The 13759-nt window shown below is 35.2% G+C and carries 16 protein-coding genes; 3 read left to right on the forward strand and 13 right to left on the reverse strand.

Annotated elements, in window-relative coordinates:
* Positions 1-9: 9 nt before the first annotated feature.
* The 12 genes from recN to G8Y85_RS05165 form a co-directional block, all read right to left on the reverse strand.
* A complete protein-coding gene (recN, locus tag G8Y85_RS05110; protein ID WP_060551109.1) occupies positions 10-1683 on the reverse strand; it encodes a DNA repair protein RecN in 1674 nt (557 codons plus the stop codon).
* A gap of 12 nt (positions 1684-1695) precedes the next feature.
* Entirely contained in the window at positions 1696-2148 is a 453-nt protein-coding gene (gene ahrC / locus G8Y85_RS05115) for a transcriptional regulator AhrC/ArgR (RefSeq protein ID WP_037567715.1), read from the reverse strand.
* A gap of 261 nt (positions 2149-2409) precedes the next feature.
* A complete protein-coding gene (gene dxs, locus G8Y85_RS05120; RefSeq protein ID WP_165805522.1) occupies positions 2410-4299 on the reverse strand; it encodes a 1-deoxy-D-xylulose-5-phosphate synthase in 1890 nt (629 codons plus the stop codon).
* 35 nt (positions 4300-4334) lie between these two features.
* Complete coding sequence (locus G8Y85_RS05125) at positions 4335-5216, reverse strand: polyprenyl synthetase family protein (RefSeq protein WP_103345372.1); 882 nt, start codon at positions 5214-5216, stop codon at positions 4335-4337.
* Positions 5197-5421, reverse strand: coding sequence for an exodeoxyribonuclease VII small subunit (locus tag G8Y85_RS05130; protein WP_103345365.1), 225 nt, complete (start codon positions 5419-5421; stop codon positions 5197-5199). Before G8Y85_RS05130 ends, G8Y85_RS05125 begins: the two co-directional genes overlap by 20 nt.
* A complete protein-coding gene (gene xseA / locus G8Y85_RS05135; RefSeq protein WP_103345366.1) occupies positions 5405-6751 on the reverse strand; it encodes an exodeoxyribonuclease VII large subunit in 1347 nt (448 codons plus the stop codon). Before xseA ends, G8Y85_RS05130 begins: the two co-directional genes overlap by 17 nt.
* A gap of 8 nt (positions 6752-6759) precedes the next feature.
* A complete protein-coding gene (nusB, locus tag G8Y85_RS05140) occupies positions 6760-7152 on the reverse strand; it encodes a transcription antitermination factor NusB (protein ID WP_060551115.1) in 393 nt (130 codons plus the stop codon).
* An 18-nt stretch (positions 7153-7170) separates the two neighbouring features.
* Entirely contained in the window at positions 7171-7548 is a 378-nt protein-coding gene (locus G8Y85_RS05145) for an Asp23/Gls24 family envelope stress response protein (RefSeq protein ID WP_037567708.1), read from the reverse strand.
* Positions 7549-7569: 21 nt separating this feature from the next.
* Positions 7570-8925 carry an acetyl-CoA carboxylase biotin carboxylase subunit gene (gene accC / locus G8Y85_RS05150; RefSeq protein WP_037567707.1) on the reverse strand — a complete coding sequence of 452 codons (1356 nt, stop codon included), beginning with the start codon at positions 8923-8925 and terminating at the stop codon, positions 7570-7572.
* A 1-nt stretch (position 8926) separates the two neighbouring features.
* Positions 8927-9382: an acetyl-CoA carboxylase biotin carboxyl carrier protein gene (gene accB, locus G8Y85_RS05155; RefSeq protein ID WP_103345367.1), complete on the reverse strand. Its 456-nt coding sequence runs from the start codon at positions 9380-9382 to the stop codon at positions 8927-8929.
* Between the two features lie 275 nt (positions 9383-9657).
* On the reverse strand, positions 9658-10215 hold the full coding sequence (efp, locus tag G8Y85_RS05160) for an elongation factor P (protein WP_037567705.1): 558 nt from the start codon (positions 10213-10215) through the stop codon (positions 9658-9660).
* A gap of 28 nt (positions 10216-10243) precedes the next feature.
* Positions 10244-11305 carry a M24 family metallopeptidase gene (locus tag G8Y85_RS05165; RefSeq protein ID WP_103345368.1) on the reverse strand — a complete coding sequence of 354 codons (1062 nt, stop codon included), beginning with the start codon at positions 11303-11305 and terminating at the stop codon, positions 10244-10246.
* Positions 11306-11399: 94 nt separating this feature from the next.
* On the opposite strand from G8Y85_RS05165, the gene G8Y85_RS05170 reads away from it, so the two are divergent.
* Together G8Y85_RS05170 and G8Y85_RS05175 are read left to right on the forward strand one after the other, a co-directional pair.
* Positions 11400-12002: a hypothetical protein gene (locus tag G8Y85_RS05170; RefSeq protein WP_165805523.1), complete on the forward strand. Its 603-nt coding sequence runs from the start codon at positions 11400-11402 to the stop codon at positions 12000-12002.
* Between the two features lie 12 nt (positions 12003-12014).
* Positions 12015-12239, forward strand: coding sequence for an SA1362 family protein (locus G8Y85_RS05175; protein ID WP_060551119.1), 225 nt, complete (start codon positions 12015-12017; stop codon positions 12237-12239).
* Between the two features lie 62 nt (positions 12240-12301).
* On the opposite strand, the gene G8Y85_RS05180 is transcribed toward G8Y85_RS05175, so the two are convergent.
* The gene (locus tag G8Y85_RS05180) at positions 12302-13132 is read right to left on the reverse strand and encodes a lipoate--protein ligase family protein (RefSeq protein WP_060551120.1); all 831 of its coding nucleotides are present in this window, start codon (positions 13130-13132) and stop codon (positions 12302-12304) included.
* A 138-nt stretch (positions 13133-13270) separates the two neighbouring features.
* On the opposite strand from G8Y85_RS05180, the gene G8Y85_RS05185 reads away from it, so the two are divergent.
* Positions 13271-13657 carry a rhodanese-like domain-containing protein gene (locus G8Y85_RS05185; RefSeq protein ID WP_037567699.1) on the forward strand — a complete coding sequence of 129 codons (387 nt, stop codon included), beginning with the start codon at positions 13271-13273 and terminating at the stop codon, positions 13655-13657.
* Positions 13658-13759: the final 102 nt, after the last annotated feature.

Here is a 13759-nt window from a genome sequence, read left to right on the forward strand (position 1 = left end):
ACACCCCTTTTAGCGTTGATTTTGTTCAATCATTTCTTTAGCGTTTTTCAATGTGAGTTCAGTCACGGTTGCGCCAGAAATCATTCTTGCCACTTCTTCGATACGTTCATCATCTTGTAGTTCTTTAACGTGTGTAGTAGTTCTGTCATCTTTTTCGTGTTTAGATATGTACAAGTGATGATCACTCATAGAAGCGACTTGGGGTAAATGTGAAATACAAATGACCTGAATCACCGATGCGATTTGTTTCATTTTTTCAGCCATTTTTTGAGCTGCTTGACCCGATACACCGGAATCAACTTCATCAAATAGAATGGCTGTTTGCCCTCTTGCATTTACAAAAATACTTTTAAGTGCGAGCATGATGCGTGAGAGCTCACCACCACTCGCTATCTTGTTTAAGCTTTTTAGGGGTTCCCCTTTATTAGGGCTAATCAGAAATTCTACACGTTCTAGGCCATCTTGTTGTGGTGTCTCATAACGTGTGAAGGCAATTTCCAAATTGGCATCTTTCATTTGTAAGTTTTGTATTTCGTCAACAATATGATCACGGAGTGTACGTGCTACTTTACGTCGTTCTTTTGATAAAACTTGCCCATCAACTTGGAGTTGTTCGGCGAGTTCCGCAATTTCACTTCTTAACTGTGAAGTACTTTCTTCATAATTTTCTATTTTGTTGATTTCATCCTCAATTTTGCTTTGATAAGAAATGAGTTCAGGTATATCTTTACCATATTTGCGTTTCAAATTATTTAAAAGATTCATACGTGACTCTAATTCGTTTAAATAATGCTCATCAAAGTCTGTTTGATTAATTTCATCATATAGTTGGTGTTTAGCGTCTTCTAACGTGTAATAAAATTGATCGACATCTTCTTTCAATTTAAGATACGTATTAGGTAAAATTTGATCGATTGTTTGGAGTTGCGTACTCAGTTCATACAAACGATCCGTAATAGCATATTCATCCGTTAACGTTGTGTATGCAGCATTTAGAGCGTGATTTAAGTTTTCAGAGTTTTGAATGCGCTTAATATCTGCTTCGAGTTGTTCCATCTCATCTTCTTGTAAATTGGCGTCCTTAAGTTCTTCGTATTGGAATTTCATGAGATCCAAACGTTGTAATAAAGCCTGATCTGCTGTTTCCAAAGCTTCAAGCTCTTTTGTTTTCTCCTTATGATGCGTGTAGGTTGTTTCATATTGACGTAAAGCATCGTCATAAGAGCCTTCAGCATAGCGGTCTAAAAGTTCAATATGATATTTTTGTTTTAAAAGTGACTGTGTTTCATGTTGGCCATGAATGTCTAATAATTGCTGCATGACTTTTCTTAAATCTTGTAGCGTTACGGTCGTATTATTAATTCGGCACATACTCTTGCCAGAATTAAATATTTCACGCTTAACAATTAAAAAGTCCTCGGATAAATCAATACCAATCTCTTCTAGGACATGATGTGCCTCTTTCGCGTTGTCAACGTCAAAGATACCTTCGATAATAGCTTTTTTCTCACCATGACGTACAAAATCTGAAGACGCACGCATACCAATTAATTGTCCAATCGCATCAATAATGATTGATTTTCCCGCGCCTGTTTCTCCACTTAAAACCGTTAAACCATCACCAAATTGAATTTCGAGCGCATCGATAATAGCGAATTGTTTAATTGAAAGACTTTGTAACATATCATCTCTTCCTTATAACATATTAAAAATACGTGATTTAATTTCTTCAGCATCTGCATGCGTACGGCAAATAATGAGACAAGTATCATCACCACATATCGTACCTAATACTTCTTCCCAATCGATTTGATCTAAAATAGCGCCTATAGATTGTGCATTGCCTGGTAGCGTTTTAAGTACTAACAAATTGTCAGTACCATCAATTTTTACAAATGAATCCATAAGATAGCGTCCCAATTTTTCGAGCGGATGATATCTTCTGTCATTAGGAAGGCTATATACATATTGACCTGTAGGTGCAGGTACTTTAATCAATTGCAATTCTTTAATATCTCGAGATACAGTTGCTTGAGTCACATTCATCTCATAATCATTTAAACGTTTTACTAACTCATCTTGTGTTTCGATTTGTTCATTTGAAATAATTTCTCTGATTTTAATATGTCTAACAGATTTTTTAGGCATAATGGACACCTCGTAACGAATATTTATACATCGATTTTACCATACAATCATGTATTAACCTAGTTATGACCTATTTCATAAGTGAAGCTTTAACGTCATTAATTGTATATAAAATGGTGATATTTTCTTTTAGTTTCTAAAATTACAATAAAAAAAGCCTTTAAAATTCACAAAAAAGATGAATTTTAAGGCTGTAATAAATTTGGAATTACATTCAAGTATGAAAATGTCAGTATGTCTCCTAGATGCTCGTTAATATATTTATAAGCTTTTAGAATGCTTTACCTCTAGCATGTCCTCAGCAATTTTAGCTATAGATTCTGAAGATAAATGTAAATCTTCTAGGATTCGATCAACATTTCCATGTTCGATATATTCATCATCTATACCAATACGTTTGATTGGATTATGATATCCATGTTCTATAAGAAATGTTGCAATTTGGCTACCTAAGCCGCCGTTTAACATACCTTCTTCTGCGACAATCACCGGCTTTTGCGTTGCGCCAATGTCATGTAGCATGTCTAAATCCATGGGTTTAATAAATCGTGCATTAATAACTCGTGCAGATATTCCTTTGTCTTTAAGCATTTGAGCGGCTTCAATTAAAGTGTGTACCGTTGGGCCGTAACTTATTAGCGTAATCTCATCACCTGGTTGCAAAGACTCCCATGAGCCAATTTTAAGTAATTGTTTGTCATCAGATAAGCTTACGCCATAGCCATTTCCTCTTGGATACCTTATAGCAAACGGGCCAGATTGATGTTGCATAGCGGTATGAACGATATGACGTGCTTCATTCTCATCTTTAGGCATGCTGATCGTCATGTTAGGAAACTGTGATAAAAATCCAACATCAAAAACGCCTTGGTGCGTTTCTCCATCTGCACCCACTAATCCAGAGCGGTCAATACCAAAAATGACATTTAAATTTTGACGATCTACATCGTGCAATACTTGATCGTATGCACGTTGTAAAAACGTTGAATAGATTGCAACATAAGGTTTAAAGCCTTCAATAGCCAGTCCAGCAGCCATTGTAACCGCATGTTGTTCAGCAATACCTACATCGAAAAATTGTTCAGGTAATTCGGATTGAAAGCGCGTGAGCTTTGACCCTACAGGCATAGCTGGTGTGATTGCAACGACGCGCTTATCTTTTTTAGCATATGATAGAATTTCATCGCTTATAAACTGACTCCAAGATGGTCCGAGTGGTTGCCCTTTAATTTGTTCACCAGTTTCAAGTTTGTAAGGCCCCAATCCATGCCACGTACCAATTTTATCATTTTCCGCAGGGTGATAGCCTTTTCCTTTTTTCGTTACAACATGGACAAGAACAGGCTTATTTATAGAGTCTGCTGTTTGTAACGCATTCTCAAGTTCATCAAAGTTGTGACCATCAACAGGACCAATATAACGAATACCTAACTCTTCAAAAAACGCACCATCGACAACAAGATATTTGATGCTATCTTTAATGCGATCAGCAGATTCACGAATTTTACTACCACCAGGTAAACGGCTGAGTACCGCTTCAGCGTCAAGTTTAAGTTTATTGTACCCTTGGTTCATGCGAATGCGTCCAAGCATGTTATGCATCGCACCCACGTTTGGCGCAATACTCATTTCATTATCATTTAAAATGATCGTCATATTGGTGCGATCATGACCTATGTTATTTAAGGCTTCTAACGCCATACCACCCGTCAATGCACCATCGCCGATAATTGGAATTACATGATGATTTTGTTTTAAAATGTCACGTGCTTTCGCCATTCCCATTGCAGCAGATAAAGAAGTAGAGCTATGACCTGCTTCCCATACGTCATGTGCTGATTCTCTTAATTTAGGAAAACCACAAAGTCCTTTGTACTGACGAAGGGTATCAAATTGATGCCCTCTGCCTGTTAATATTTTATGTATATAACTTTGATGTCCAACATCCCATAAGATTTTATCTTCTGGGCTGTTATAATGCTTGTGAAGCGCAATTGTTAACTCAACAACACCTAAATTGGCACCGATATGACCGCCAGTTTTGGCACAAGTTTGAATTAAAAATTGACGAACGTCTTCACTTAGTGCTTCTAATTCTTTAACACTCATATTTTTTAAAAATGAGGGATCTTTAATTTCACGTACTTCCATTTATATCACCCTAGATTAATGTATGACCAACACCTTTAATTTTGACGTTGGTAAAATAGTTTTAATAGTTCGTTTAAATGACTCACATCATATTCAGAGGCTAATGTATTGAGAATGTCTTCGGCTTGTTGAATATGGGAGTTGAGTTGGTGTTCAGCTTCTGTTTTACCTAGAAGCGTTACATAGGTACTTTTATCATTAAGTATATCACTTCCGACAGGTTTACCTAACTTTTCTTGATCGCCATACACATCAAGCAAATCGTCTTTGATTTGAAAGATAACCCCTAATTGCTTAGCAAAATCAGATAATAATTGTGTAATACGAGGTGGTGCTTCAGCGATGATTGCCGCTGCTACGATAGCAAAATGAATGAGCGCTCCTGTTTTATGTTCATGAATAGTTTGAATTTGAGACAACGTCAACTGCTGACTTTCACTTTGCATATCAAGTGTTTGGCCCCCCACCATACCTAAGTGACCACTTGCTTGTGCTAAAGATTGAATGAGTTGAATTTGAATGTTTGGTTTAAGGTCGTTTTGAGTCGCTATTAATTCAAATGCTTTTGTTAATAATGCATCACCTGCCAAGATAGCCATCCATTCACCGTACACTTTATGATTCGTAGGTTTGCCACGTCGATAATCATCGTTGTCCATTGCAGGTAAGTCATCATGGATTAAAGAATACGTATGAATCATTTCTAACGCAAGCGCAGAAGACATGCCTTTTTGATAGCCTTCTTCACTTAACATATCTAATGTAGCAAGCAACAATAATGGCCGAATACGTTTGCCACCCGCTTCTAATGAATAGCGCATACTTTCTTCTAAGGAGGTTTCCATTTTTGATTTTGGAATACTTGTATTTAAATATGTGTTAAACGTTTCTAGAATGTTATTCAGTATCGGATTCATCATTAGAATCTGCCTCATTTTCCATCATTTTTGAAACTTTTGTTTCTGCATCTTTTAATGTTTCTTCACAGGACTTAGACAGAGCCATACCTTTTTGGTATAAATCCATACTTTCTTCTAAAGAAATCTGATCGTTATCCAATTTATTGACAATAGATTCAAGTTCTTTCATCATTTCTTCAAAATTTTTATTTTTTGTCGTCATTTTGACACCTTACCTTTTCTATTATTGCCTCGACGCTACCGTCTTTCATCAAAATTTCAATAGACTCACCTTTACTCAGTTGCCTGTGACTCGTAATAATGTCGTTATCCTTTTTTACGATTGAGTACCCACGTAACATCGTTTGTGTCGGACTTAATGTATTTAGTCTCTCAACACGTTGTATCAATTGTTGTTCTTTATTTTTTAAAGTTGCTGTCATGAGTTTAGAAAGTTGCAATTGTATTTGCTTCGTGGCATTTTGTTGGGCGATAACGTATTGATGAAAATGTTTAAGATGAAACCGTTGTTGCATCATCGTTAAATTTTGGCGTTCAACCATAAAGCGGTGTTTGATAGCATCATGTAAATGACGTTCTAATTCATCTCGCTTTTGAATGTGCTGTTCATATAAAAGTGTCGGTTGTTTGAATTTATAATACGAAGCATATTGTGTTAAATATTGCTTTGCATGTTTCAAGTACTGTTTCATAAATCGCGTCATAAAAATGCGACTTTGTAAAATAGTTTGAAGTAACTCATGTTGATCTGGTGAAGCAATCATAGCTGCTTGTGTTGGTGTTGCTGCTCGGACATCTGCAACAAAATCACTTAATGTGGTATCTGTTTCATGGCCAACAGCCGAAATAATTGGTGTTTGACAATGATAGATGGCTTTAACGACCTCTTCTTCATTAAAGTTCCACAAATCCTCAATAGAGCCACCGCCACGACCGATAATAATGGTGTCGACATTAAGTGAATCTGCATACTTTAGTTTTTCAATAATGTCATCTTTCGCTGCTGAACCTTGAACAAGCGTACTTATTTTAACTTGTTCAGCTAATGGATATCGATTCGTGAGCGTATTTTGAATATCGCGTATTGCAGCACCCGTTTGTGCAGTTAAAATGGCAATACGAGAAGGGTATTTGGGGATTGGTTTTTTGTGTTCTTCATTAAAATACCCTTCTTTTGCCAATTTAATTTTTAATTGCTCGAACTTTTGATAAAGATTGCCGATGCCGTCTAATTGCATTTTGTTGACATATATTTGGTAACTCCCACGTTGTTCATATACAGACACGCGCGCTTCTACAAGAACTTGGTCGCCTTCTTTAGGCGAAAAATCAAGTTTGGCTGCTTGTGCTTTGAACATCATTGCATTAATTAAGCTATTTTCATCTTTAATTGCAAAGTATAAATGACCACTACTATGTCTTTTAAAGTTTGAAACTTCGCCTTTAATCAATACAGACTGTAAATGTGGGTCTTTATCAAATTTATATTTAATATATTTAGTCAATGCAGAGACGGTTAAGTATGTTGTCATAGTATCACTCAATCTTTATTTATATTACTTAAAACACCGTTAATAAAACGGTAGTGATCATCATCACTATATTGTTTAGCAAGTTCAATTGCTTCATTCATGATGACTTTCTTAGGTGTGTCGCTATGGATGATTTCAAAAGTAGCCATTCTTAAAATGATACGGTCTGTTTTTAATAATCTAGGAATCGTCCAACCTTTGAGGTGAGGAGATATTGTTTCGTCTAGAACTGATTCATGATCTTTTACACCTGAAACGAGCCAATGGATAAAGTCGAAATCTAGGTCAGGATCATCTTCTTTAATAAAACGAATGGCCTCATCAATCGTAAGTTCTGAATTTTTTGTTTCTAATTGGAATAATGTTTGAAAAGCTTGACTTCTTGCTAGCTTTCTACTCATTTCATCTTCTCCATTTCATCATTTGTGCGGTCCATTATCGCTCATTTCAAGATGAGTGATATGGACATTGATTTGTTTAGGGGTTAAGGCAGTCATGTTTTTGATTGCACTATGGATAGCTTCTTGAATTTTTAAAGCAGTTTGTGAAATTTTAGTACCATATTTGAGTGAGCAATACACATTAAGATAAATTTCATTATCTATAATTTCTACTTTTACACCTTTACTTAAGTTTTTACGTCCTAATCTTTCCAATGTTTGGTTTCGAACATCAGTAAACATGCCTCGAACGCCATCAACTTCAGATACTGCAATACTGGCAATGACTGAAATAACTTCGGGTACTATTTCTACAGTTCCAAGATTTGGGTTAAAGTTTTCAACTGATTTAGCCATACGCTATCGCCTCCATAATGATTATGCTTCGTCGTTCATAATATCGTAAATCTCTAAAAACTTAGTGCTGAAAAATCCTTCTCTGAATACAGGATGGCTTAGTAGTCGAATATGGAATGGAATGGTTGTATCGATACCCATTACTACAAATTCATTGAGAGCGCGTAACCCTGACATAATTGCTTCGTCGCGTGTCGGTTGATGTACAATTAATTTCGCTACCATTGAATCATAATAAGGTGGAATCATATAATTCGTGTAACATGCAGATTCAATACGTACGCCGTAGCCACCAGGTGTTAAATATTGAGATATTTTACCAGGAGATGGCATGAAATTTTTATAAGGATTTTCTGCATTAATTCGAAATTCAATTGCGTGCCCATTAATGTTTATATCTTCTTGTTTATAAGGTAACGTTTCACCCATGGCAACTTTAATTTGTAATTTTACTAAGTCTACTCCAGTGACCATTTCTGTTACAGGGTGCTCAACTTGAATGCGTGTGTTCATCTCCATAAAATAGAATTTATCTTCATCTAAATCATAAATGAATTCTATTGTCCCTGCATTGTAATACTCTACTGCCTTAGCGGCTCTAACGGCTGCGTCTCCCATTTCTTTACGCATTGCTTCTGACAAGATAGGAGAAGGTGCCTCTTCAACTAATTTTTGCATTCGACGTTGAATCGTACAATCTCGTTCACCTAAATGTATCACATTACCATGTTCATCACCCATGATTTGAATTTCAATATGTCGGAAGTTTTCAATGAATTTTTCTAAGTATAAACCGCCATTACCAAATGCTGTTTCCGCTTCTTGTTGCGTCATTTTATAGCCATTAATAAGTTCTTCCTCATTACGAGCTATACGAATTCCTTTACCGCCACCACCAGCTGTTGCTTTAATGATGACAGGGTAACCAATGGATTTAGCAGTAGCAACTGCACTATCAATACTTTCTACTAATCCATCACTACCAGGTACTACAGGTACATTTGCACGCTTCATTTCTTCCTTAGCGATGTCTTTAATACCCATTTTTTGGATAGACTTATAGCTAGGTCCAATGAATTTTAATTGTACTGCTTCACATAATTCTGCAAAGTCCCCGTTTTCAGCTAGAAATCCATAACCAGGGTGAATGGCATCACATCCTGTAGACGTTGCTATTGATAAGATGTTAGGAATATTTAAATAAGAGTCTTTAGATTGTTTAGGACCAACACAATAGGCTTCATCGGCTAATTGAGTATGTAATGCATCTTTATCGCCTTCTGAATAAATCGCTACTGTTTGAATCCCCAGTTCGTGGCATGCACGAATAATTCGTACAGCAATCTCACCACGGTTCGCAATTAAAATTTTCTTCATATTATTTCACCTTAAATAATGCTTGGCCATACTCAACCATTTGTCCATCTTCAACAAGAATTTCTACGATTTCCCCTGTAACTTCTGCTTGAATTTCATTAAATAATTTCATTGCTTCTAAAATACATACTGTTGTATTTGCTGAAACTTGGTCCCCTACTTGTACATATGGATTTTCTTCTGGAGAAGGTGATTTATAAAATGTACCTACCATCGGTGCTGTAATTGTTTGTAGGTTATCTGTTTGAGGCGCTTCGTTATTTGTTGGTGCAGATGGTGCTGACGCTTCTTGAGCCGGTGCAGCTACTGGTGTTTGAGAAACATGTGCAACCTGTTGTGTTACCACTTCTTTCTCTTTCTTTAAATTAACGATTGTACCTTTATCTTCAATATTAATTTCAGTTAAATTAGAGCCATCTAAGATTTCAATTAACTCTTTAATCTCTTTAAAATTCATAATGTTTCTCCCTTATGATTGAATTATTTCTATCTTACTATTTTACTTGAGGATATTGACCAATTCAAGCAAATACCCAATGTGATCTACAGATAAAAAGGCTGGGACATCTTGTGTCCTAGCCCCTGTATGTCTTATTTGGACAAGAAATAAAATGAAAATTTTTAAATCACATCTTGTCTTATTCATTTTATTATTATTATTGATTCATGTATTTCATACGCGCTTTTAGCCTTGAAAAAGGTGAGTCAACGTATACACATGCACAAGAATAATTACGCTCTAGATACATAACTTCCATCAGTTGTATTAATAACTAATGTATCACCCTCATTAACAAATAGAGGAACGTTTAATGTATAGCCTGTTTCTACAGTAGCGGATTTAGTCGCACCCGTAGCTGTATCACCTTTGATACCTGGTTCTGTTTCAGTTACTTCAAGCTCAACTGTTTTAGGTAGTTCTACACCAATTGTTTCACCTTCATAAGTTTGGATGTGAACGTCCATGTTTGCTTTTAGGAATTTTAATTCGTATTCTAAGTAATCTGTTGTTAATTCAGTTTGTTCAAAAGATTCATTGTCCATGAATACGTGATTGTCACCATCAGCATATAAATATTGCATACGACGGTTTTCGATCATAGCAGGTTCAACTTTTTCACCTGCGCGGAATGTTTTTTCTTGAATCGCACCTGTTCGTAAGTTTCGTAATTTTGATCTTACAAATGCTGAACCTTTACCTGGTTTAACGTGTTGAAATTCAATGACTTTCCAAATGCCATTATCAACTGAAATTGTTAAACCTGTTTTGAAATCATTTACTGAAATCATGAAATTTCCTCCTCAAGTATCACTCTTCTTATAAAATAATAAGGTCTTTTGTACAATTAGTAAAGCGTCTGCTTCCATTTTCTGTAATTAATATATCATCTTCTATTCTTACGCCACCCAATCCTTCTACATAAATACCGGGTTCAATTGTGACGACATGGTTTGGTTCTAACACTGTGTCAGATTTTGGCGATACATTTGGATACTCATGTACGTTAAGGCCGACACCATGACCTAATGAGTGTCCAAAATGTTTGCCGTAACCCGCTGCCTCTATTATATTTCGAGCGATTGAATCCACTTCTTTTCCAGTTAATCCAGGTCTAATTTGATTGACAGCTGTCATTTGGCTCTCAAGCACAATTTCATAAATTTCTTTCATTTGGGCACTTGGTTCACCTACCGCAAACGTACGTGTAATATCTGAAGCGTAGCCGTCATAATAAGCCCCAAAGTCTAATGTAACCATATCACCTCGTTCAATGACTTTATTGGAAGCAAGTCCATGAGGTAATGCACCTCGATAACCTGAAGCAACAATGGTATCAAATGACGTTTTTTCAGAACCTAAATGTAACATTTTACTTTCTAAATGAGCTTTGACGTCGATTTCAGTCATACCTGGTTCTACAATTTTTAATATGTATTGATAGGCTTCATCTACTATTTGAGCCGCTTTATCAATTGCTTTAATTTCGGATTCATCTTTAACCATTCGAATCAACTCAATTTCATCATCCAATGAAATCAGATCATGCTTACCTTTATCTAATGTTAAAAAAGTGTCATATGATACAAGGTGACTTTCAAAACCAACATGAGATAAATTTGCTTTGTCAATTTGGTAAAGCAGGTCTTCGTATAATGGTTTTGTATGCTGAATGATTTTAAATTGAGGTGCTTGTTTTGTGGCTTGTTCGATATATCTAAAGTCAGTGATGAGTAAATTCTGATCATGAGTGATAAGAAGTGCGCCACTAGTACCTTTAAAACCAGAAAGATAACGTCTGTTTAAATCAGATAGTACGATAATACCATCAAGCTGTTTCTTTTTCATAACTGCTTTTATTTTAGAAATTCTATTCTCCATACTGGAAATCCCCCTTATTTATTTGTGATTACTTCTATGATACCTTAAAATAAATAATTGTATAAAGAAAAACATTGAATTATAGGAGTCGCGTATGAAAAAGATAGCATTCGTTTGTATGACATCCTCTCTCTTTTTAGCGAGTTGTGGAAGTCAAAATTTATTGCCATTAGAACAAAAAAGTACAAAATTAAGTGATGATAACCATGAACTAAAACTTGAAAACCAAGAACTTAAAAGTGAAATTTCTAAAAAACAACAAAAATTAAAAGCGTTGAATAAGGATAATGAAAATAAAGGTCAAGCGCAAAAAAATCAAACGATGACTAACTATTTAACATTGTCTTCAGATTATTATAAAGAGCTGACAAATCTTATCAATAATTATAATAAGATAGATAATGACATTTTGAAAAATAAGAAGAACAATGACATAAGTGATCAACTGGATGCCATCATAAGTGACCATGACGATGCAGTAAAAACTTATGAGGATGGATTAGATGAAAAGGCTTTAAAAAAAGACAAAGAAATGAAAAAGCAAGACGAGGATATAAAAAAATTGCAAAAACAAATCAAATCTGCTTTTAATAAAATTAAATCAGGTTATGATCATAAAGATGAACAAAAAATTAGAGAAGGACGACAATCATTAACTCAATTAGAGGTAAATGTGAAGTCTACAGAAAATCATTAAAGGAGCATCAAGATGAGATTATTACAGACGATTTTGATTGGCTTTGTTGTTATAGTCGCTTTTATCGGTCTTATTTTTAATATCGATGCGTTTATATTTAGCATTGTGAATACACTCTTAATGTTATTACTCATAGTTGGTATTATCTATGCGATATACTACTTTTATTTTTTAACACCAGATCAACGTAAATATAAAAAAGCAGTTTGGAAAAATAAATGGAAACGAAGACGTTAAATTAAAAGATAACACGAGTAAAGCCATACAACAATGATGCTATCGGCCTTACTCGTGTTAATCTATTTACGGTATAAAAATTCATGTGATTTATATTTTTCACATAGTGCTTCAATTTCTTGATGTTGGGCCTCTGTTAATTCTAAAGGTTTAAATGTAATATCTAATCCCTTCTTAAAACCCTCAGCAAAGGCTTCTTCCATCTCCGACAAAGTAACGTTTTTATTTGAGAGGTCGTTAATGGCAATCGCTTTTTCAACAAAAGCTTCTTTCATTTTATTCTTTAAGCGATCATTTTTAAAAATGAACATATCAAACAAGTCATCTATATCAACATCTTGTAATATAGAACCATGTTGTAAAATGACGCCTTTTTGACGTGTTTGGGCGCTCCCGGCAATTTTTTTGCCTTCAACTACAAGTTCATACCAACTTGGCGCATCAAAACAAACCGAGCTTCTAGGTTGTTTTAATTTTTCACGTTCTTCTTTTGATTTAGGAACTGAAAAATATGCATCAAACCCTAGGCGTTTAAACCCTTCTAATAAACCTGTTGATATAATGCGATATGCCTCAGTCACAGTTTTAGGCATACGTGGGTGTGCTTCAGGCACGATGACACTATAAGTTAATTCTTTATCATGCAAAACACCCCGACCGCCAGTTTGTCTTCTCACTAGACCATAGCCCTTTTCTTTTACTTTAGAAATATCAATTTCTTTCTCAAGACGTTGAAAGTACCCAATTGAAAGCGTCGGTGGATCCCAAGTATAAAAACGTATAACTGGATCAATCTCTCCACGAGAGACAAAGTTTAAAAGCGCCTCATCAAAAGCCATATTATAATATGGATCGCGTCTCCCTGTATTTATAAAATGCCATGTTTCAGTCATACGTATGATTCCCCCATTACATCATATAAAATAATATTATGTTTAGTGATAAGTAGGAAATAATATCGTTAAAAAATTTTGATAAATTCCTGCTTCACCTTTATAATAATAATATCGGTATTTTAGGGAGGATGCAAGATGAGCAACGTTATGACAATTGCCATAATCGTCCTTGTAGCTGTCATCGCATGGATGTTATTAAACTTCTTCTTGAATAAAAAAGCAGTCAAAGAACTTAATCAAGATGAGTTTCAACAAGGTTTGCGTAAAGCGCAAGTGATTGATTTACGAGAAAAAGCAGATTATGATTACGGACATGTCAATGGTGCACGGAACATCCCGATGACTATGTTTCGTCAAAGATATCAAGGGCTTCGTAAAGACCAACCTATTTATTTGATTGATGCAAATGGTATTGCGAGTTACCGAGCGGCCCGTTCATTAAAGAAAAAAGGCTATAAGGATATTTATATGCTTAAAGGCGGCTATAAAAAATGGACAGGCAAAATCAAATCAAAGAAATAAGCGTTTACGAACGTGAGACATTTTACGGTCTCACGTTTTTTATGTAGATTTAATCATTACCTTAATTTCCATATGTATGTAAAAAGGACTAGAACGTTTATA

Origin of the sequence: Staphylococcus sp. 11007852 (assembly GCF_011394325.1) — a bacterium.
Classification (GTDB): Bacteria; Bacillota; Bacilli; order Staphylococcales; family Staphylococcaceae; genus Staphylococcus; species Staphylococcus agnetis.